General features: G+C 51.2%; 15 protein-coding genes. 9 read left to right on the plus strand and 6 right to left on the minus strand.

The annotated features are described in order from the left end of the window. Positions 1–35: 35 nt before the first annotated feature. A complete protein-coding gene (locus B5F34_RS01510; RefSeq protein WP_087334346.1) occupies positions 36–2,678 on the minus strand; it encodes a calcium-translocating P-type ATPase, PMCA-type in 2,643 nt (880 codons plus the stop codon). A 585-nt stretch (positions 2,679–3,263) separates the two neighbouring features. Between B5F34_RS01510 and B5F34_RS01515 the strand changes: the two genes are divergently transcribed. The 5 genes from B5F34_RS01515 (at position 3,264) to B5F34_RS01535 (ending at position 9,576) form a co-directional block, all read left to right on the plus strand. Further along, the gene (locus tag B5F34_RS01515) at positions 3,264–3,740 is read left to right on the plus strand and encodes an AraC family transcriptional regulator (RefSeq protein ID WP_087334348.1); all 477 of its coding nucleotides are present in this window, start codon (positions 3,264–3,266) and stop codon (positions 3,738–3,740) included. A gap of 91 nt (positions 3,741–3,831) precedes the next feature. Next, positions 3,832–6,798 carry a hypothetical protein gene (locus B5F34_RS01520; RefSeq protein ID WP_140392928.1) on the plus strand — a complete coding sequence of 989 codons (2,967 nt, stop codon included), beginning with the start codon at positions 3,832–3,834 and terminating at the stop codon, positions 6,796–6,798. Positions 6,799–6,825: 27 nt separating this feature from the next. Next, complete coding sequence (locus B5F34_RS01525; protein ID WP_087334352.1) at positions 6,826–7,791, plus strand: BT1926 family outer membrane beta-barrel protein; 966 nt, start codon at positions 6,826–6,828, stop codon at positions 7,789–7,791. A gap of 124 nt (positions 7,792–7,915) precedes the next feature. Then, positions 7,916–8,494, plus strand: a complete 579-nt coding sequence (locus B5F34_RS01530; RefSeq protein WP_087334353.1) for a DUF4369 domain-containing protein — start codon at positions 7,916–7,918, stop codon at positions 8,492–8,494. A gap of 14 nt (positions 8,495–8,508) precedes the next feature. Further along, positions 8,509–9,576 (plus strand): OmpA family protein, encoded by a 1,068-nt coding sequence (locus tag B5F34_RS01535; RefSeq protein ID WP_087334355.1) that lies wholly within the window; start codon positions 8,509–8,511, stop codon positions 9,574–9,576. A gap of 266 nt (positions 9,577–9,842) precedes the next feature. On the opposite strand, the gene B5F34_RS17680 is transcribed toward B5F34_RS01535, so the two are convergent. The 5 genes from B5F34_RS17680 to B5F34_RS01555 all read right to left on the minus strand — a co-directional run bounded on the left by B5F34_RS17680 (position 9,843) and on the right by B5F34_RS01555 (position 14,669). Next, complete coding sequence (locus B5F34_RS17680) at positions 9,843–10,019, minus strand: hypothetical protein (RefSeq protein ID WP_087334357.1); 177 nt, start codon at positions 10,017–10,019, stop codon at positions 9,843–9,845. Continuing rightward, on the minus strand, positions 10,016–12,301 hold the full coding sequence (locus B5F34_RS01545) for an NADP-dependent malic enzyme (protein ID WP_087334359.1): 2,286 nt from the start codon (positions 12,299–12,301) through the stop codon (positions 10,016–10,018). Before B5F34_RS01545 ends, B5F34_RS17680 begins: the two co-directional genes overlap by 4 nt. Before the next feature lie 157 nt (positions 12,302–12,458). Then, a complete protein-coding gene (locus B5F34_RS17495; protein ID WP_162609268.1) occupies positions 12,459–12,779 on the minus strand; it encodes a type II toxin-antitoxin system RelE/ParE family toxin in 321 nt (106 codons plus the stop codon). Further along, a complete protein-coding gene (locus tag B5F34_RS17500) occupies positions 12,767–13,054 on the minus strand; it encodes a hypothetical protein (RefSeq protein ID WP_162609269.1) in 288 nt (95 codons plus the stop codon). The genes B5F34_RS17495 and B5F34_RS17500 overlap by 13 nt, the downstream gene beginning before the upstream one ends. A 334-nt stretch (positions 13,055–13,388) precedes the next feature. After that, positions 13,389–14,669: an O-acetylhomoserine aminocarboxypropyltransferase/cysteine synthase family protein gene (locus B5F34_RS01555; RefSeq protein ID WP_087334363.1), complete on the minus strand. Its 1,281-nt coding sequence runs from the start codon at positions 14,667–14,669 to the stop codon at positions 13,389–13,391. A 196-nt stretch (positions 14,670–14,865) separates the two neighbouring features. Here B5F34_RS01555 and B5F34_RS01560 point away from each other — a divergent pair, with 196 nt between their 5' ends. The 4 genes from B5F34_RS01560 (at position 14,866) to B5F34_RS01575 (ending at position 20,929) form a co-directional block, all read left to right on the plus strand. Beyond that, positions 14,866–15,864: an N-acetylmuramoyl-L-alanine amidase gene (locus tag B5F34_RS01560; protein WP_087334365.1), complete on the plus strand. Its 999-nt coding sequence runs from the start codon at positions 14,866–14,868 to the stop codon at positions 15,862–15,864. Positions 15,865–15,923: 59 nt separating this feature from the next. Then, positions 15,924–18,710 (plus strand): DEAD/DEAH box helicase, encoded by a 2,787-nt coding sequence (locus B5F34_RS01565; protein ID WP_087334366.1) that lies wholly within the window; start codon positions 15,924–15,926, stop codon positions 18,708–18,710. 2 nt (positions 18,711–18,712) lie between these two features. Then, positions 18,713–20,569, plus strand: coding sequence for a hypothetical protein (locus B5F34_RS01570; RefSeq protein WP_140392929.1), 1,857 nt, complete (start codon positions 18,713–18,715; stop codon positions 20,567–20,569). Between the two features lie 84 nt (positions 20,570–20,653). Beyond that, complete coding sequence (locus tag B5F34_RS01575) at positions 20,654–20,929, plus strand: putative quinol monooxygenase (RefSeq protein ID WP_087334370.1); 276 nt, start codon at positions 20,654–20,656, stop codon at positions 20,927–20,929. Positions 20,930–21,126: the final 197 nt, after the last annotated feature.

Below are 21,126 nucleotides of genomic sequence, written 5' to 3' on the forward strand. Positions count from 1 at the left end.
TCTGTGTTCAGTATCATTTAATTTTGCACATTTACTTACTTATTTTTCATTAAGCGTTTCACTCCTCGGTAGATTTCGCCTATCCACAGCACCAGCGACGTGCAGGCGATGATTTGCAGCCACGTCTGCCAGTCGAGCGGTTCGGTGCGGAACACCTTCCCTCCGAAGGTGACGATAATGAACTGCCCCACGAGGATAATCAGTGCCACGCTCAGCATGCCCAAGGCATGGGAAGCATCCTTGAAGATGGAGTGGTTGGTTCCGAACACGCTGGCATTGAACAGGTTCCAGAATTGCAGCATCACGAATACCGTGAAGAATACGGTGAGGTAGTGTACGCTCATTTCGCCATCAGGCAGCAATCCGTCGGGCAATCCCTTGAAGTAAGCGAGCAGGCCCATGAGGATAGCCAGGAACGCGAGTCCGACACCGATGATGTTGTTGCGCATGGGCGGTGTGATGATGAAGTCGGTGCGCTTGCGCGGTTTCTCGTTCATCACGTCCATGCTGGGCGAGATAGACGCCAATGCCATTGCCGCGAACGTATCCATGATGAGGTTCACCCAGAGCATCTGCGTGACGGTGAGCGGCAGGGAGGTGCCGAAGAACGCCCCCAGCAGCACGCTGAGCAGCGCCACCACGTTGATGGTAAGCTGGAAGACGATGAACCGCTGTATGTTCTTGTAGAGCGAGCGTCCCCACATCACGGCGGTGGCAATGCTGTGGAACGAGTCGTCCAGCAGGGTGATGTCGCTGGCTTCCTTGGCCACCGACGTACCCGTGCCCATCGAGAGCCCCACCTGTGCATGGTTCAGCGCGGGTGCATCGTTGGTGCCGTCGCCCGTCACAGCCACCACGGCGCCTTTCTGCTGCAGCAGCTGCACCAGCCGTTGCTTGTCCATGGGGCGTGCGCGGCTCATTACTTTCAAGTCCATCACGCGTTCCAGTGCCTCCTCGTCGCTCAGCGCGGCAAATTCCACGCCGGTGATGCGGTTGCGTTCGGAGTCGCCGGGTTGCCAGAGGCCGATTTGTCGGGCAATCTCCGTGGCCGTTCCCGGCGTGTCGCCCGTTACAATCTTCACGCTGATGCCCGCCGACTGGCACTTCTTCACAGCCTCGGGCACGTCGGGGCGGATGGGGTCGCTGATGGCGAAAATGCCCATGAAGTTCATCCCGCCTTCTGCCACCAGCGCGGCACAGTCTTCTTCGGCGCCGGCAGGAATCTCCTTATACGCCAGTCCCAGCGTGCGCATGGCTTTGTTCTGGTAGGCAAGCAGTTGGTCGTTGTATTGTGCTATCTGTTCCTTGCTGAGGTTGCCACACTTACCCATCACGATTTCGGGAGCGCCTTTTATGTAAAGGATGCGTTTCTTGCGGAGGGTCGAATCGACCAGCGTGGCCATATACTTGCGTTCGGTGGAGAAAGTCAGCTGGTTCACCACCTTGGCTTCCTCACGCAGCTTCATGTAGTCCTGTCCTTTGGCGTTGAGCCACAGCAGCAGGGCTATTTCCGTGGGGTTTCCCACTCCGGTAGGTTTCTCGCCGGGCGTTTTTTCTTCGAGGAAGGCGGTCGAGTTGGCAGCGATTCCTTCGGCGATGAGTTCGGGCTGGCTTTCGTCCAGCTTGGCGTCGTACACCTGCATGAGGTTCTGCGTCAGGGTGCCCGTCTTGTCGGTACAGATGACGGTGATGGCTCCCATCGTCTCGCAGGCGTGCATTTTGCGCACGAGGTTGTTGGTCTTCAGCATGCGTCGCATGTTCAGCGCGAGGCTCAGTGTGACGCTCATCGGCAGTCCTTCGGGCACGGCCACCACGATGAGGGTGACTGCCATCATGAAGTATTTCAATACGATGCGTGCGATGTCCAGCCACTGGTGCCATCCGGTTACCTCGTTCACCTGCAGGTAGGCGTAGAGGTCTTTCGTGGTGAAGATGACGAACGTGAGGGCTGCGATGGTGAATCCCGCCTTTCCTATGAGGTTGGCGAGTTTGGTGAGCTGTATGTTGAGCGGCGTCTGTTCCTGGCTCTGTTCGGTGGCCTGTCGTGCCACTTTTCCTATTTCGGTGGCGTCGCCCACCCGTTGCACCTGCATGGTGCCGTGTCCGTCGGTGACGGTGGTTCCTCGCATCACGCTGTCGGAGGGGTAGGTGGCCTCGTCGTCGAAGTCGGCTTCGTTGGTGGTCTTGTTCACCATCAGTTCTCCGGTCAGGCTCGACTCGTTGACTTGCAGCGAGACGGCCTCCACCAGTTGTCCGTCGGCAGGCACTTCCTCGCCGGTGTTCAGTATGACGATGTCGCCCACGACCACGTCTTTTCGTGGAATTTCGTGTACTTTTCCGTTTCGGATGACGGTGACGGGTGTTTCTTCTCCCACCTGGTTGAGGAGGTCGAACTTCTTGTTAGCGTCGTATTCAAAGTAGAATCCTATGCCCGTGGCGAGGAAGATGGCGAAGAATATTCCGATGGTTTCGGCATACTCGCTTTCGATGATGGAGATGATGAGCGAGAATACGGCAGCCACCAGCAGGACGCGGATGACGGGGTCTTGGAATTTCTCCAGGTAAAGTTTCCATACGGAAGGTCGTTTGGGTGGAGTCAGCAGGTTGGCTCCATGTTGGGCACGGCTTTTCCGTACCTCTTCGTCGGTCAGTCCGACGTGATAATAGTTCTCTTTCATTGCGTCGAAATCTATCCTTTTTGTTTCGTTCGCAAATGTACAACAATAATTTGGGATGCTCGGTGCGATTAACGCTTTTTTTTCAAGGGGGCGAATCCGGGGCGGGATCTATTTTGACACACCCTCATGCGGAAGGGGAAAACAAAACTCTGTGACTCCGTGCCTCTGTGTTTGGTATCACTTAATTCTGCACATTTACTTATATATAAGGTGTGTTTCCGGTATATATAAGGAGCGTGCTGCTTATACGGTGGCAGTATGCTTCTGCGGTATAAGCGAGATTCGCAAGCAGGCTGAACGTTGCTCTTCCCCGGCATCTTCAGATTGGGTTCGGTCTCTTTCTTAATACTTGCTTACTTTCTAAATGTACCTATTTACCCCTTATTTAAGGACTTTGGTGTCGCAAAAGGCAAAAAAAGTCCGATTTCTTAAAAATATATTGCATTTATTAAAGTTTTTCTCCTAAAAAAGATTAGCTTTATAAAATAACTCTCTATATTTGCCGTGCAAATGATGAACAACAGGGATTGAATTAATACCGGTTGCGCTGCTCAGGTAGTGCAATTTGAAAAACGAATAACAACAATGAGAATGGCTATAGGTATGGTACCTATTATAAATAGAGAGATAAAAAGTCAGCCGTTCGATAAGGAGGCTGACGGAATGCTTGAGGTGGAGAAAATATCTGCCACTCCCAAGATGAAACTGCTGCACGAAAACATCTTGTTTGTCCTTGAAAACAGGAAGGTGTATCTGGACAAGACCATCAGCCTGGCTAAGCTCAGCCAGATGCTTTTCACCAATACAACTTATCTCTCGAAAGTAGTCAACCGTTTTTTCGGGTGCAACCTGAAGACGTTGCTGAATCGGTACCGTGTAGAATATGCCAAGACATTGCTGAAAGATGAGGACTGCAACATGGATGAGTTACCCTCGCAGTGCGGTTTCGTTTCGCGGAGCACTTTCTATGCTGCCTTCATGAAGTTTCAACACATGACTCCGACCGACTATCGTTCGTTGGTACGTACACAAGCGCTGCGGGCTAACGGTACATGCGACTGAGGGACGGGGTGTTAGAATGGGAATTGAGATGAGAATAAATTAATATTAACTAAATTAATTAACTAACTTTATTCACTAACATCGTTTTTTTATGAAAAAGTGGACTTATTTGGCCGTAGCCGGCATGTTGCTTGGCTCGGCACCGGTTTTCACCGGATGTGTTGACACAGACGAGCCTTGGGGCGTTGAGCAATTGCGCGGCGCAAAGGCTGAACTGCTGAAGGCAAAAGCTGCTGTTGAACAGGCTCGCGTAGCTTTAGTGCAAGCAGAGGCTGATTTGAAGGCTGCGAAAGCAGAAACTGAACGTGCAAATGCTGCATTGCAAGAAGAAATGGCTAGAAAACAGCAGATTGAAAATGACATGCAGGAAGCAAAAAATGAGCTCGAACTTCAAGAATTGCAGGCTTTATTGGATCAGACTCTGGCAAGGATTGAAATCGAGAAAGAAGAAGCTGCTTTAGCTTTTGAGGCTGAAAAAGCAAATTTGCAAGCCTCTGCTGCTCAGGCTCAGTTCGCTTATGAAATGGCTTTGAAGCAAATTGAAATAGCAAAGGCTCTCGGCATCAGCGATCTTGACCAAGCTACTCTGACTGCACTGCAACAGGCGGTTACGGATGCTTATGTAACTTTATATGGTGATGCAGTACAACAGTCCAATGGTAACTATGGTCTGACCGGACAACTGCGTGATGCTAAGAAGAAACTGTATGATGCTCAAATGAACAAGCTGGAAGGCTATGATACAGACAAAGATGGCAACAAGACCACGAACACATTGTGGATTCCGACTTTGGAAGCTGATGTTGAAGTTAAGAAAGCTCTACTGATGGCTGCTGAAAGTGCTTTGGAAGACTTGCAGGCTTTGGCTGATAAGGATATCGCAGGTACCGATTGGGCTGCTGAGATTGATGCTTTGCAAGAAGAAATTGCAACACTGAAAGCTGAAGTAGAAGAGAAAGAAGCTGAATTGGTGCGTCAGAAAGCCACTCCGGAATACTTAGCTTTGTATCAAGCTGTAAATGGTGTATATTCAGACTATGAACCCGATGGTATTACGCCTGCTACAGGAGCTACAGTGGTTAAGAATGGTACTGCCGGTGTATTGCAGGAAAAGAATCAGGCTTTGGCTAAGGCTGCCACTGACAAGAAATCGTTCAACATTGCAGCTTACAAGTCTACAATGGAAGTAACACAGGTTATGTCTGATGCTGTTGCTAATCAAATACCTGTAGGCGCGATTTCTATCAATGGTGCCCAGAACTTCTCTTGGGGCAACAATGGTGATAAGTCAAAGACTCCGGCTGATGCTCAAACTATCTTGAGTCAATATGAAAATTATTTGAACATATTAAAGACAGTAGTGTGGGTAGATGATAATGACATTGCCCAGGCAGAAGCTATCTTGAAACAGGCTCAGGAAGCTGCAGATGCTGCGAAGAAGAAATATGACGAAGCTTATGCAGATTGGGAAGAAGTTAAGAATATCATTGCTAATGAAACAGATTATCAAGTAGATATTACAGACTTCAAGAAAGTAACTGATGCATATAATACTGCGTACTCTGCTTTGCAAACAGCTATCACAAATTGGAATGAGGGCTTACAAGCTGCTTACGATGAGGCTTATGATGAGTTATATGAAGCTGAAGTCATAAGTATAAAGGCAGAAGCATTGGGGTATCAAGGAACTGCAATTTCTCAGATAACTGCAATTGATGGCTTTGATGAAGGTGCTGTTGTCGCTAGTTGGAATACATATAGTAGCGCTAATCGTACGGAGGCTAATTTGAACAATCTGATTGCTATGAATTGTACAGGATATACATCTGGAAACACAGAGGTAACAGCTGCTGAAATTCAAGCTCAAGTTCAAAGCGTTCTTACTGCTTATGTTACACAGGAAACTTCTGCTTTAGATTGGGCTGATACGCAAAAGCAGATTGAGGATGATGCTAAAGATGCAGCAGATTCCTTTGATACTACTACTGAGGGAGCAGCTTTGATGAAGGCTGTGAGAGATGCAGCAGGCAAAGTTGGTGAAGCTTACGGAAAGATAGACCCGGCTATGGATGCTTACATTGCCATGGCTAAAACATTCGCTCAAGTAACTGATGATGAAGTGTTCAATATTGATTACTTGGTAAGCGCATTGGATAAGGATGGTAAGCCAACAACGGTTAATGAAGCTAATTGGTATGCGGATGGAACAGGTGATAATGTTATCGGTCATACTGCAGCCAAAATTGTAATCAATAATTCTGATATCACACCGACTGAGTTGACAACTGCTACTAAGACAACATTTAGTGAGGCATTGTATCAGACTGCACTTGATGCAGTATCTCAGGCTGCTTTCGGTGAAGATAATCGTTATGCTCCGGTTGATATTGACAAGGCTCAGGGTGGTGCTGCTAAGGCATATCAGGATGCTCTTGACTATGTTGCTCAACAGGAAGCTACCATCAGTGCTAATGAAGATCTGAAGGCTCTGCAAACTGAACTCAATACTACTTACACCGGTATTAAGACCGACCTTGCTGCTCAGTACGACAAAGTATTTGCAAGTGAAGTAGCTGCTATTGATGAAGCCAAGAAAGCTGACGATGCTGCACGCGCAGCTTTGGCTGAGGCAGATGCTCAATTCATAGATCTGAATATTGAGATTGGAGAATTGAATGCAGAGTTGGCAGGTAAGGAGTCCGTTTCTGAGAAATTGACCGATCTTGTTGACACATATCTGCAAGAAGCTGGCGCAGTAGATGAAAACGGTAGTTATGTTACTTATGATCCTGAAACATTTGCTGTGAAGATGCAGGAAGCTGTTGCTGTACAGCAGAAAGCAGTTGCGACTGCCGAACAAAACGTGAAGAGTGCAGAAGTTGCTTTGCAGAAGGCTCAGGCCGGTGCATTCGATGGCGTTGCATATCACACAATGGTAGTTGAAATTCTTCAGGCTCAGTATGATGCAGCTATGGAGGCTTATAATAAGGCTCAAGAAGATCTTGCTAAGGCATTGGAGATCATGTCTACTACTTCTGGTGAGCAACCTGCAGAATAATTAGAGTTATCACATTAACTTGACACAATGATTAAGAAACTTTGCACAATCTTATTGGCAGCCGTTCTTGCTGTGCCCGCTTGGGCACAGCTTGAGGGCGGCAAGTCGAAGGATGGTGTAGTGTTTGGCCCTCAGAAAGGTCAATGGCAGATCTCGTTGATGTTGGGCGGCGGTGATTCGTTCTACGACGATAACCTGGGTAGTTTCCTGCTACCCCGCTACAACAACTTCGGGGGCTCCATCGGTCTTCCCAATGGTGGAACGGGTGGCGTGGTAGATGGTCCGGGCGATGCCTTCAATGGTGCCAACTCCGGCTATCTGAACGACTACCTGAACATCAGCGGGTTCAATGATAACAGTCTGGTCAACATCATCGGCCTTCAGGCAAAGTACTTCTTCACGGATTGTTGGGACCTCAACTTCTCGTTGGGTTACAACATCAACATCACTCCGAAGAAGGACTTCATAGAAGGCGATATGGACGTGGAAGACATGGTGATTCCGGCCCAGAAGTACATCAACGCACAGGCTACGAACCACTGGTACGTCAACGTCGGTACAGACCGTTACTTTAAGACGCGCAACGCACGCATCCATCCTTATGTGGGAGCCACGGTTGGCTTCCAGATGGCCCGAATAGAAACGACGGAACCCTACACGGGCAAGTTCGTCAACGACCCGGATCTGGGTGAAAACACCGGGAATACGGGCGGTGAAGTGAACGAAGATACCAACGATGATACCCTCATCGAACAGCAGGTTTACCTTGCTGCCGGCAAAGTCGGACAGATGTTTGCACTCAAAGGCGCATTGGTAGCCGGTATCGAATACAGCCTGACGCCCGGTCTGATCCTCGGTTTCGAGATGCAGCCGGTAGCCTACCGCTACGATTTGATTCGCATTGCCCCTCAGGGCTTTGACACGTACAGCGTAGGTCATCACAACATCAAGCTCTTTGATGTTCCGATGCTGAAACTCGGCTTCCGTTTCTAAGCGGTTATGGACATACGAAGATGCGTTACTGCGCATCTGGACAGATAATGAAAGTCTGAAGGCGATTCAGCTAACCTGTTTAGCCGGGTCGCCTTCCTTTATTAAATACTATTTTTTGCATACAATGTTGAAACGAATCTTCTTTCTGTTTTTCTCTGTTGCGGTCCTTTACTCCTGTGGCCCGTCTGCCACTTCCGGGGGATGTACCCTGAAAGGTCACATATCTCTTCCGGAATATGACATGGCTTATCTCTGCGATACCGGACGTCACCCGATTGACAGTTTCACCATCGTCGATGGCAAGTTTGAGTTTGCCGTGGCCGATAGTGTCAGTCAGCCCTATGCGCTTCTGTTGCAATTAGTGGACCGTGAGGACTCCTTGAACCGGATGGACATGCCCGTGATGGTGGAGAACGGTGAAGTGCGTATCGCTCTGGGTGAATATATCCGCATCACCGGTACGCCGCTGAACGATGCGGTGCAGCATTTCTTCGACGGCATGCAGGCTTGCAAAGACCGGGTGATGGCACAGACAGACATCACGGTGGATGAAATCCGGAATGCTTTTTCTGGCTTCTACCGGGAGCAGATCCTGCTGAACCGTGACAATGCATTGGGCAGCTACATTTACCGGGAATATTTCTCCCGCCTGCTTCCCTCCGACCGTGAAGCAGTGGAATCCCAACTGAACCAAGAACCATAAAATGTAATACAGTCATGAACATGAAGTCATTCATTGCCTGCGCCGTGTTGCTCGGAAGTAGCCTGTTGGCTGGCGCGCAGGAGAAGTCTCCCAAGGAAAATCCTTGGTTCATTCAGGGCCAGATGGGCCTTTCTTACAGCATGGGCGACGTAGCTTTCGGGCGTCTGCTCAGCCCGGCAGCAACTGTGGCTGTGGGTAAGTATTTCAGCCCGGTGTGGGGTGCCCGTCTGGCATTTGGCGGCTGGCGCGGCCGTGCCGGAATCGGCTGGCGCGACAAGGCTACAAGCTTCAATTACTTTTCTACTACGGTAGACGGCATGATGAACCTGAGCCAGCTAATCCGGCGTTATCACGAGCGCCTGTTTGACGTGAGCATCCTTGCCGGTATCGGTTTCAACCGCTCGTTCAGCCATGCCAGCAGTTTCATGGGACGACTGGGCCTTCAGGGCAGTCTCCGTCTGAACGAGGCTTTGGATTTTAATGTCGAGTTGCTTGCCAACGGTGTTTCCGACCGGTGGAACGGCCGCGACGACCATGGCATCGACACTTACTTTGATTTGACACTTGGCTTGACCTATAAGTTCGGCACGGGCTTCAGGTGCGTCACCTGCCTGACGGAAGAATATCCGGAAGTGCTTTATAGCGAAGACGAACTGAATGAAATCGTGAACCAGCAGCGCAAGGAGGCCGTAGCCCAGGCCGCTCCCCGTACGGATACGGTCTATGTGGAGCCCGACTGTCCTCCCGCTACGGTGGTGAAAGGCATCCGCAGCCATGTGACCTTCGGCATTGGTAAGACAACGATTGCCCCCGCTCAGGAGATGAATATCCTGGCGATTGCCGACTATCTGAAAGAAAATCCCGCTTCCAATGCTACGATAACGGGTTATGCCGACACAGGAACGGGTACTCCTGAGATAAACCACCGTCTTGCCCGCCAGCGTGCGGAAGCCGTCCGCGACTGCCTTGTCAGCAAATATGGCATAGAGTCGGGCCGTCTGTCCGTGTTGAGCATGGAGGGTGATGAGCAACCGTTTGCCGAAAACGACTGGAACCGCGTGGTTATCATGATTGCCGACTAAGTCCGCTTTTTGTTTTTATCTTAAGAATCTCTCCAGCAGGGGGATGTATCCGGAGGAAGGACTTTTTTCATACCTCACCGACTTCCGTGATACTCCCCTTGTGTTTTTTTAATAAGTAAAGGGGGATAAGTAGTGATTATAGATGAAAACACAGAGACACAGAGGCACAGAGTTCGTGGCTTCGCCGCATGCGAAGGGATGGAAAAACTCTGTGCCTCTGTGTCTCCGTGTTTAGTATCATTTAATTCTCAATTCTCAATTTTCAATTATCTCAACGCCTTCACGATGGGGATGAACACCAGCGCGCCGCTGAGCAGCATCATCAAGATGACCGGTCCGTCAATGCGTTCGGCTCCGGTCAGCACTACGTAGCACAGCGCCGCCCACAGCAGCGCTATGCATACGCATTGCGATTTCGAGAGTCGGCGTCGTGTCCGGCTCATTGCTCAGCCTTCTTCTTGGCCACGATGGCGTCGATGGCAGCCACGGCCGTGATGTTGACGATGTCGCGCACGGAGCTTTCGAAGTCAGTGAAGTGGATGGGCTTGTTCAATCCCATCTGTATCGGGCCAATCAGCTCGCCGTCGGTGTGCATGCCTTGCAGGAGCTGGTAGCCGGCGTTGGCCGACGAAAGCGTGGGGAAGATGAGCGTGTTCACATCCTTGCCCAGGAGCCGCGTGAAAGGATATTTCTGGTCGCGCAGCTCGCGGTTGAGCGCGAAGTTCACCTGCATTTCGCCGTCGATGGCCAGGTCGGGATAATTCGCCTGCATGTATTCCACCGCCTTGTGCACATTGACGGGGCTTCCCACGGTGTCGGCTCCGAAGTTCGAGTAGCTCAGCATGGCGATGACCGGCGTCTGGTTGAAGAAACGCACGGTGTGGGCCGTCAGCTTGGCGATGTCAATCATCGTTTCGGCGTCGGGATGGCGGTTGATGAGCGTGTCGGCCAGGAACATGATGCCTTTCTTCGAGTTGAGGATGTGCATCGTGGCGAAAGTGCTGTAGCCGGGCTGTATGCCGATGACCTCCTTGGCCACCTTGATGGTGTTGCTATACTTGGTGTAGAGGCCGGTGATGAAAGCGTCTGCCTCGCCCGTCTCTACCATCATCATGCCGAAGTAGTTGCGCTCGAACATCTTGTCGTTGGCCTCCTCGTAGGTGGCACCTTCGCGGGCGCGCTTCTCGGAGAGGATGCGGGCGTAGCGTTCGCGGCGTTCCTGCTCGTTGGGGTGGCGCAGGTTCACCACCTCGATGCCCTCGAGGCTGAGGTTGAGCTTCTTGGCCATCTTGGCGATGAGTTCGTCGTTGCCCAGCAGGATGGGGTGGCAGATGCCTTCTGCCTTGGCTTCGACGGCAGCTTTCAGCATTTTGGGGTGCGTGCCTTCGGCAAATACCACGCGCTGGGGGTTCTGTCGCGCCAGTTCGTAGAGTTGGGCGGTAAACTGGCTTTCGTAGCCCATCAGTTCCAGCAGGTGCTGCTTGTAGGCATCCCAGTCGGTGATGGGGGTGCGTGCCACTCCGCTCTCGATGGCGGCGCGTGCCACGGCGCTGGACACCTCGGTGATGAGGCGCGGGTCGACGGGTTTCGGTATGAAGTAGTCGCGGCCGAAGGTGAGGTCGTTGACGTGGTAGGCGTTGTTCACCACGTCGGGCACGGGCTGCTTGGCGAGTCCGGCGATGGCGCGCACGGCGGCAATCTTCATTTCTTCGTTGATGGCTTTGGCGTGCGTGTCGAGTGCTCCGCGGAAGATGTATGGGAATCCGATGACGTTGTTAATCTGGTTGGGATAGTCAGAGCGTCCGGTAGACATCAGCACGTCGGGGCGCGCAGCCATGGCGTCTTCGTAGGATATTTCCGGCGTGGGGTTGGCCAGTGCGAAGACGATGGGGTTCGGGGCCATCGAGCGCACCATGTCTTGCGTCAGCACATTGCCTTTGGAGAGGCCCAGGAAGACGTCGGCTCCCTCGATGGCTTCGGCCAGGGTGTGGATGTCGCGGTCGGTGGCGAAGAAACGTTTCTGCTCGTTCAATCCTTCGCGGTCCTTGCGGATGACGCCTTTGCTGTCGAGCATGACGATGTTCTCCAGGCGGGCTCCCAGCGAGATGTATAGCTTGGTGCAGGATACGGCGGATGCTCCGGCTCCGTTTACCACGATTTTCACGTCTTCGATGCGCTTGCCTGCCACTTCCAGTGCGTTGAGCAGTCCGGCGCTGGAGATGATGGCGGTGCCGTGCTGGTCGTCGTGCATGACGGGGATGTCCAGCTCTTCCTTCAGCCGGCGTTCAATCTCGAAGCACTCGGGTGCTTTGATGTCTTCCAGGTTGATGCCTCCGAAGGTGGGTGCGATGGCTTTGACGGCTTCGACAAACTTGTCGGGGTCTTTCTCGTTCACCTCGATGTCGAACACGTCGATGCCTGCGTATATCTTGAACAACAGTCCTTTGCCTTCCATCACGGGTTTTCCTGAAAGGGCTCCTATGTCGCCCAGTCCCAGGACGGCGGTGCCGTTGGAGATGACAGCTACGAGATTCCCTTTGGCGGTGTATTTGTAAGCGTCGATGGGGTTCTTTTCGATTTCCAGACATGGCTCTGCCACTCCGGGCGAGTAGGCGAGCGAGAGGTCGGTTTGTGTGCTGTAGGGTTTGGTAGGTACTACTTCGATTTTTCCGGGCTTGCCCATCGAGTGGTAGAGCAAGGCGGCTTCTTTGGTTATTTTTGCCATACGTGTATATAAATGAATTAGATAGAAATCTTTTGCGTTTCGTGCCCGCAAAATTAGTGATAATCCTTGTGAAAATGTAAGGCGTAAGGCTGAAAAAAAATTAAGATGTCAGCAAAGGGCGGTGAATTTGTGATTTTTTAAAAGATGGGGAGGGAGGTTATGACATTCTTTTTACAAGGTTTGCCGGGCTCATGCGTGTGTCCCATATATCAACAATTCGCAAAAGGTCTTTTTCGGGTGCATAATAGTAAATGAGTTTATAGTGTTCATGTATGACCAGGCTCCTGAATTGCAGTTTGCTTCCTTGCAATTCGGGTTCGTTTTTCCCCATCAGGGGATTTGCAGACAATAATCTTTCTGCATCTTTGATTTTCAACCTTAAGTTTCTGGCTGCTTTTTTCCCCCATACTTGGCTTCCATATCTTAAGATTTCAAACAGACTTTGCCGCCCTAATTTATCCCATTTTATTTTAGCCATGGCATTTCTTTGAAGAGTTCTTTTTCTATATCCTGCGGGTCGATGCCGGGGTCTTCTTCTAAGATTCGTGTTTCGGCTTCGTATAGGCGTTGCCGTTTTTCTTCCATACCATATTGGCACGGTGGTTCGGCTACTTGCTGCTGTTCTTCTTCCTGCTCCACTCTGGCTTCGTTTATCAGTTTTTGGGCGAGCCATATCTTGTTGTCGGTGTTCAGCGACAGCGCTTGTATCAGTTGCCACAGGTGTTTCCTGTCTAATGAGGTGATTGTTTCCATGTCTTTTTTCTTTTTGGGGTGGATATAGTCTGGGCAAAATTAATCATTTCCTCGTAAAAAGACAATGAGGTCGTTTGAACTTTTTTGCGCCCCCGTTGGTAAGCACGGCATTTCTGATAAGCTCTTTACAGAAAACAGCCAAGTGCTAAGCAGCCCGCTTCCAGACGCTAAGCAGCAAGTCTGTTGTATATAAGAACCAGTATGCTGATTACCAATCAAATACCAATCAGACCGTATGGCAGTTGGAAAGTTTAAGTCACTTCACAATAAATCCCTCGCAAAGATGATGCCTCTGCGAGGGATTGCTGTGTTTCTTTCCAGACGGGGCGATGTTTTACGCGTTCAGCGCCTGCTCGATGTCGGCAATGATGTCGTCGGCATTTTCGATGCCCACGGAGAATCGGATGAGGTCGGGGCGCACGCCTGCTTCGATGAGCTGCTCGTCGGTGAGCTGGCGGTGGGTGTGGCTGGCCGGATGCAGCACGCAGGTGCGGGCATCGGCCACGTGGGTGACGATGGCAGCCAGTTTCAGATGGTCCATGAAGCGGATGGCCACGTCGCGTCCTCCTTTGAGGCCAAACGAGACGACGCCGCACGAGCCGTTTGGCATATACTTCTGCGCCAGTTCATAATATTTGTTGCCGGGCAGTCCGCAGTAGTTCACCCAGGCCACTTTGTCGTTCTTCTGCAGGTATTCTGCCACGCGCTGTGCGTTGCGGCAGTGTTGTGGCATGCGCAGGTGCAGTGTTTCCAATCCTAAATTGAGCAGGAAAGCGTTCATGGGGCTTTGGATGCTGCCCAGGTCGCGCATCAGTTGTGCGGTGGCTTTGGTGATATATGCCATCTTGCCGAATGCCTTCGTGTAGGTCAGTCCGTGGTAGGATTCATCCGGCTGGCAGAGGCCGGGGAATTTGTCGGCGTGCGCTTCCCAGTCGAAGTTGCCGCTGTCTACGATGGCTCCTCCCACGCTGGTGGCGTGTCCGTCCATGTATTTGGTCGTAGAGTGCACCACGATGTCGGCTCCCCACTCGAAGGGGCGGCAGTTGATGGGTGTGGGGAAGGTATTGTCTACGATGAGGGGCACGCCGTGGCTATGGGCGATGCGTGCGAACTTTTCGATGTCCAGCACTTCGAGCGAGGGGTTGGAAATGCTCTCTCCAAACAGAGCTTTGGTGTTGGGGCGGAACGCCTTGCCGATTTCCTCCTCCGAATCGTCGGGGTTGATGAAGGTCACGTCGATGCCCATCTTCTTCATCGTTACTCCGAAGAGGTTGAACGTGCCTCCGTAGATAGCCGATGAGCACACGAAGTGGTCGCCTGCCTGGCAGAGGTTGAACAGAGCGTAGTAGTTGGCAGCTTGTCCGCTCGAGGTGAGCATGGCAGCCACGCCTCCTTCGAGGGCGGCAATCTTGGCAGCTACGGCATCGTTCGTGGGGTTTTGCAGGCGGGTATAGAAATATCCGCTGTCTTCTAAGTCGAAGAGTCTGGCCATCTGTTCGCTGGTGTCGTATTTGAAAGTGGTACTTTGGTAGATAGGGAGCACGCGCGGTTCTCCTTTCTTGGGAGCCCATCCTGCTTGCACGCAGAGGGTCTCGGGCTTGAATTGTTTGGCCATAATGCTATCGTTTTTATGAGTTTCTTATCAATTAACGCTTTGTCGGGCGCAAAAATACAGAAAATAACGTACTTTTGTCCGCGGAAAGCTTTTTATTTTTAGTTACGGGCTACAGTTGCGGGCTATAAGCGGGGGTGTCCGGTGCGCAGCCACACCATCGCTTGTAGCAGTTACTTGTGCTTATAAAGACATTGATATGAACCGACTTCTTCTCCTCCTCTTTCTTGCGGCGCTGCCAGTTCTGCTGTCTGCCCAGCAAGCCACCGACAAGCCTCGGCGCGGCGAGGGCATTTCCACTTTCCTGGAGCGTAACAGCCGCTCGGGGCAAGCCTATTACCGCGAGTTTCTGGAACTGAACAGGAAGCGCCTCAAAGGCAAGAAAGAATTGTTGTATGGCGTGAGTTATGTGCTTCCTCCCAAGCATGGCACGAACTCCTCCAAAGGGAAGCCTGGCAAAGTCCGTACCTTGCACGAGCCGCTCTTCGGCAAGAAGCTGGATGAGGTGAAGGTGACGGGCAACCGCTTGGCGGGAGCTTGTTTCTATGTGGTGAGCGGACACGGAGGCCCCGACCCGGGAGCTATCGGCCGTGTGGGGCGCCACGAACTGCACGAAGATGAGTATGCCTACGACGTGGCCCTGCGTCTGGCGCGTAATCTCATGGCTGAGGGCGCCGAGGTGCGCATCATCATCCAGGATAAGAAAGACGGCATCCGCAACGACCGCTATCTGAACAACTCCAAGCGCGAGACGTGTATGGGCGACCCCATTCCGCTGGGGCAGGTGGCGCGCCTCCAGCAGCGCTGCGACAAGATTAATGCGCTTTATGCCGGCGACCGCAAGAAATACAAATATTGCCGCTCCATCTTCCTGCACGTCGACAGCCGGGGAAAGCGCGCGCAGGTGGACGTATTCTTTTACCATGCCGACGGAAGCAAATACGGGCGGCGCCTGGCGCGCAACGTGCGCGACGTCTTCGAGCAGAAATACCACCGGCATCAGCCCGGACGCGGATTCGAAGGCTCGGTCAGCGCGCGCAATCTCTATGTGTTGAATCATTCTACTCCCGTGGCGCTTTTCGTGGAACTGGGCAACATACAAAATTCCTTCGACCAGCGGCGGTTTGTCATAGCTGACAATCGCCAGGCGCTTGCCAACTGGCTGATGGAGGGGTTGGTAAAAGATTATGGAAACTGACGAACGGGAATGCTGTTTCGTCTGTTGAATTACATTGTGGTGTTAAATATGCAGATTTTATGGATAACTTCCTTTCCAAGTTGAAAATCAAACCAGTCTCCTCTTTTCGCACGGAAGGTAGTGTGGAAAAGGATATTTATTTTAAGTTGACTGTCGTAGAAGATGATACCTATTTGAGTACGGTCGATGCCAAAGGCAGCGAAATTTATCCCGATTACCGGTATTATACGGGGCATCAGGCTCAATTGCTGCGGAGTCTGGACAACGTGCGACAGGAGCAGGTATATCAGTTCTCGTGGGGAAAGGGCAACGGAGGAATCAGTTTGAGAAGCCACCCTTATCTGTTGTATCTGCTCGCTTTGTGCCAGCACATCGTAGGCGAAGATATGACTCCCATCCGGGTGAGTGAAAGCGTAGCTTCCCTGCAGCTTGTTCTCTGTCGGCAGGACGGTTCCGTAAAATCTTCCTTGCAGGTGCATTTAGACGACGGGAGCTTTAGCGAAGACTTCCGCTTGTTGTCCGACAGCTTCCTGTTGTCGGGTAATACGCTTTATCCTTTGTCTCCCATAGGCGATAACTACACGCAGCTTCCATTCTTTGTCGAGCCTTTCCAGGAAAACCTGTTGGAGAGTTTCTTGTCCATTTTCTGCTCGTTCATTGAGAATGTGCAGCCGGTGTCCGATGATTTTGAAGTCGTGTACGACAATGAAGAAACCATCCGCGCTACCCCCACTATCCTGATTGAGAAAGTAGACGATGACAATGCTCTTTTTCTGAAAGTGATAGAATCGGTTCCTGGCCTGCCCGTTGATTTGACTAACGAGTTTGGCTTGACTCGCGTGGCTATCCGCGCGCTGAACCGGAAGATTCTTGTGCGCCCCCTGCAGCATGCTTCGTTGGAGGATTCGGTTGCTCAGGTCAGGAAGCAGATACTCCAGAGTGCTTCCGGTCGTCAGGCGCAGAAAGAGGTGTATCAAGACAACAATCTCTTTATCATCCCCGGCGATACAGCTGCCCGCTTCCTGCATCAGGGATTGCTCTCGTTGCTGAAGGATTATCAGCTGATAGGCACAGACAAACTCCGCAAATACAATCTCCAGTTGGTGCGCCCCCGCTTGAATTTGCAGCTTTCGTCGGGCATTGATTTTCTGGAAGGGGATGCCGATGTGGAGGTGGGAGAAGAGCATTTCAGCTTGCAGCATTTCCTGGCTCAATATCGGAAGCAACGTTACATCCTGCTGTCTGACGGAACCCATGCTCTGATGGATGAGGGATATATGCGTAAGCTGGAGCGCCTGTTCAAGTTGAAAAAGAGCGGCAAGGAAGTAAAGGTATCTTTCTTTGACCTCCCGGAGATAGAAGACCTGCTGGACAGCCGGCTGACTGGCGAAGTGTTCAAGCATCATCGTAAGGTGTATGAAGGATTTAACCAGTTGGAGAAACAGAAACTCCGCCTGCCCTCTTTCTTGAAAGCTGTTTTGCGGCCTTATCAGCTTGAAGGCGTGAAGTGGATAAAATATTTGCACGACAATAACTTAGGAGGTTGCTTGGCCGATGATATGGGATTGGGAAAGACGTTGCAGACCATTGCCGTGCTGGCTCTGCTTTATCCGAAAGAGAAAATGCCCAGTCTGGTAGTCATGCCCCGAAGCTTGCTCTTCAACTGGCAGGATGAGCTTGGCAAATTTGCTCCGGCACTTTCTGTCTATATTTACTATGGCCAGACACGTAATCTGAAAGAAGCTCTGACGCACCAGATTATTCTCACCACCTACGCCATGGTGCGCAACGACGCCGAAGCCTTCTGTCGGGAGCAGTTCTACTACGTCATTCTGGATGAGAGTCAAAATATCAAGACCATAAACGCGCAAACCACCCAGGCTGTGCTCTTGCTCAAAGCACGCCATCGGCTGGCGTTGAGCGGAACTCCGGTGGAGAACAATCTGACGGAATTGTATTCATTGTTTCATTTCCTCAATCCGGCTATGTTCGGCACACTGGGCGACTTCAACGAGCGATACACCTATCCCATTCAGCGGGAAAACGATAAGGAAGCGCAGGAAAGCTTGCGGCGGAAGATCTTCCCTTTTCTGTTGCGCAGGCTGAAGCGGGATGTACTGAAAGAACTGCCGGACCGCACGGAGCAGACTCTCTTCGTGGAGATGGAAAAGGAGCAAGCCGATTTGTACGAACAACGCCGCAGGCATTATTATCGGCAGGTGCAAGATTGCATCGCATCCGAAGGCATACAGAAGTCGCAATTCATCATGTTTCAGGCTTTGAGCGAATTGCGGCGTATCGCTTCCGTTCCCGAAAGTCTGACAGACGACAGAGTCGCTTCGCCCAAGCTGAATCTGTTGCTGGAAACTGTTTGCGAGGCGGTGACCAACCGGCATAAGGTGGTCATCTTCTTCAACTTCATTGCCGGTTTGGAACTGGCAGGGGAGCGTCTGGAGAAAGAAGGCATCGACTTTGCCTGTATGACAGGCTCCACACATGACCGCCGTAGTGTAGTGGAGCGTTTTCAAAACGACCCCCAGTGCATGGTGCTGCTTATGACCCTGAAAACGGGAGGAGTGGGGCTGAACCTGACTGCTGCCGATACTGTCTTCATTTTCGAACCGTGGTGGAATAAAGCCGCCGAGGAGCAGGCCATCAACCGCCTGCACCGCTACGGGCAAACCGCCAAGGTATTGAGCTATTCGCTCATCACCAAAGGCACGATAGAGGAAAAGATATTGCAGTTGCAGCAGCAGAAATCGGCTCTGTTCAACGATTTGATAGGAAATGATTCGGCCATGTCGAAGCAATTGACGGAGGAAGATATTAATTACATATTAGGTTAAGTATGGATAGGATGATAGAACAGGCTGTGGAGTTGTATGAACCGGACAAGACAGTTTCTGCCGGTTGGTATCAAAGGCTCTGTCTATTAAATAAAGAGAGTCTGGAGGATTTGGCTGCCACGTTTCGCAGGTTAATGCGCGGGAAGCGGGTGACTGCCATCGATAACCGGGGCAACCGGATTGTGCCGGAGAAAGTCGTTTCGTATTTGTCCAAGCAGGCTAATATTAAAAAAAGTGAGATACTGGATTTCCTGTGCTTCATGCTGGCAGACATCCGTAATTTCCTGTATTATATAAACAGCTTGTCCGAACAGGAGCGGAAAGTGTGGGAAGCCGCCTTGAGTCAATATTATCTGAGTTCCGACGATATTTTCCAAATAACTGGAGAACGCTGGGCTCCAGATTATTCAGAGTCTTATTTTTACTATGGAGGCAAGGGTGTATCGGACAAGCTTGTCTGGTTTAGCACCGCGCAAGGTAGAGCCATCGGCAGCAAGGAGAAACGCCGCCTCTGGGATAAGGAATTGTTTTTCAGCTTAGACAGCAGGCTGTATGCTGCTTTGTTGCCCGTATTCTTTCCCGAAGCCTGCAGCTTGGAGAAACATTACCGGGAGGAGCTGCCGGCAGAATCTTCTTGGCATACTTTCAGCGGAGAGCCCGATATATTGGTTGTCTTGTCGGTCTTGAACAGGCTTTATGATGCCAAACAACTGGCTTTCTCCAACAATAAGTTTACCCAGTCGGTTTTGCGCAAGTTATCGCAGTTATTGTCAGTGAACGAGTTTTTCCCCGATGCGGTGGTTAAGGAGTTGGCTTTGTTCCGCTGTTCGCTCCTGGCAAACCTGTATGCGTTAGGCAGACAGCTACTCGTCTCTGTCAAGCGGCCGGAGGAGCAGTTGAAGAATATCTTTCTCAATGCCTTGCATTATCCTACCATGCTTCTTCCGGTCATGTTGCCCCATCTGAGCGGTTTGCGTAAGAATGGGTTGCTCGACTCGTATGGCACTCAAGTGGCACTTTCTTTGTGGAATCTGATGGGTTGCCTGCCGCAGCATCAGTGGATAGCGGTTGAAGGCATCCACTTCAGGCTGTTGCAGACAGATCCCCGCTATATGCCCTTGTTCTCTTCCAACATATTCGACAAGATGGAGGTGTTCAACAGCAAGCTGAATCACGGAGTTTACCTGAACAACCTCTACCGCGAGGTGAGTCTGCCTTTTATCAACGGATTGCTCTATGCCATGGCAGCATTCGGCTTTATCGAAGTGGCCTATACGGATGTAGCAACCGATGATGTGTCCTACACCAGTTCGCTGGCTTATATCCGCCTGACCAGTCTGGGGGCATTTGTCTGGGGGCAGGTACAGACTTACATACCTTCTGTGGTCAGTCAGGAGCAAGGCCCTCTGTTTGAGCTGGACGAGCAGCATCTGATTGTGCGTTCTTTGGTCACTCCCAACCCCTATCAGCCTTTGCTGGCCGAGATGTCCATTCCTTTAAGCGGGAATCGCTATCGGGTGACTCCCGAAGCGTTTTTGGCGAAATGCCGGAAGCATAAGGACGTAGAAGACAGAATAGCCTTGTTCAAACAATACATCTGTCCGGAGGCTTCTGCCGGATGGGAGGAGTTTTTCAAGCAGATGCTGCAACACAGTCAGGCTATCAAGAAGGCGGTGGGCAAAGAATACGTCATCTACCGCATATCGCCTGACGACAAAGATTTGCAGCGCATTGTCTCCATCGACCCCTTCATCCGCCAGTATTCTCTTCGGGCCGAAGACTATCTGTGGCTGGTTGAAGCCCAGATGCTGGATGCCGTCAAGAAAAGATTGAAAGAGTACGGGTATCTTTTCTCATGAAGATTTGCTACTTTTGCAGACAGCTAACCAGGGTAAATGCCCTGCTCTTTTTAATAAATATATTCATATAAAACTTTTATAACCATGCTTAGACTGAATGTTTTCATCCGGGTGGCTGCCGAGAATCGTGCCGCTGCCCTGCAAGCTGCCAAAGAACTGGTCGCTGCTTCGTTGAGTGACAAGGGCTGCATAGCCTACGATGTGTTCGAGAGTGCCACGCGCCCCGACGTGCTGATGATTTGCGAAACGTGGGCCGACCAGCCCTCGCTCGACGCACACCAGAAGTCTGCCCATTTCACGACCCTCGTGCCCCGCATCGAGAGCCTGGGCGAAATGAAGCTGGAACAGTTCGAGTTCTGATGACCGGCTGGTTGAAAAATATATGGCGGGCGTCTTATCCCGCCTATATCGCTTCGTGGAAGACGGTGACCGTGCCTGCGGCCATCGTCTTCTTTATTCTTTCCCCGTTCGAGAAGTGCAGTTTCACTTTGCGGAGCGACACAGCTTTGGTAGTACATCTGAGGTGATAAGATATAGTCGCGACCCTCTCTTTATAG

This window comes from Mediterranea sp. An20, assembly GCF_002160055.1.
Taxonomy (GTDB): Bacteria; Bacteroidota; Bacteroidia; order Bacteroidales; family Bacteroidaceae; genus Bacteroides; species Bacteroides avicola.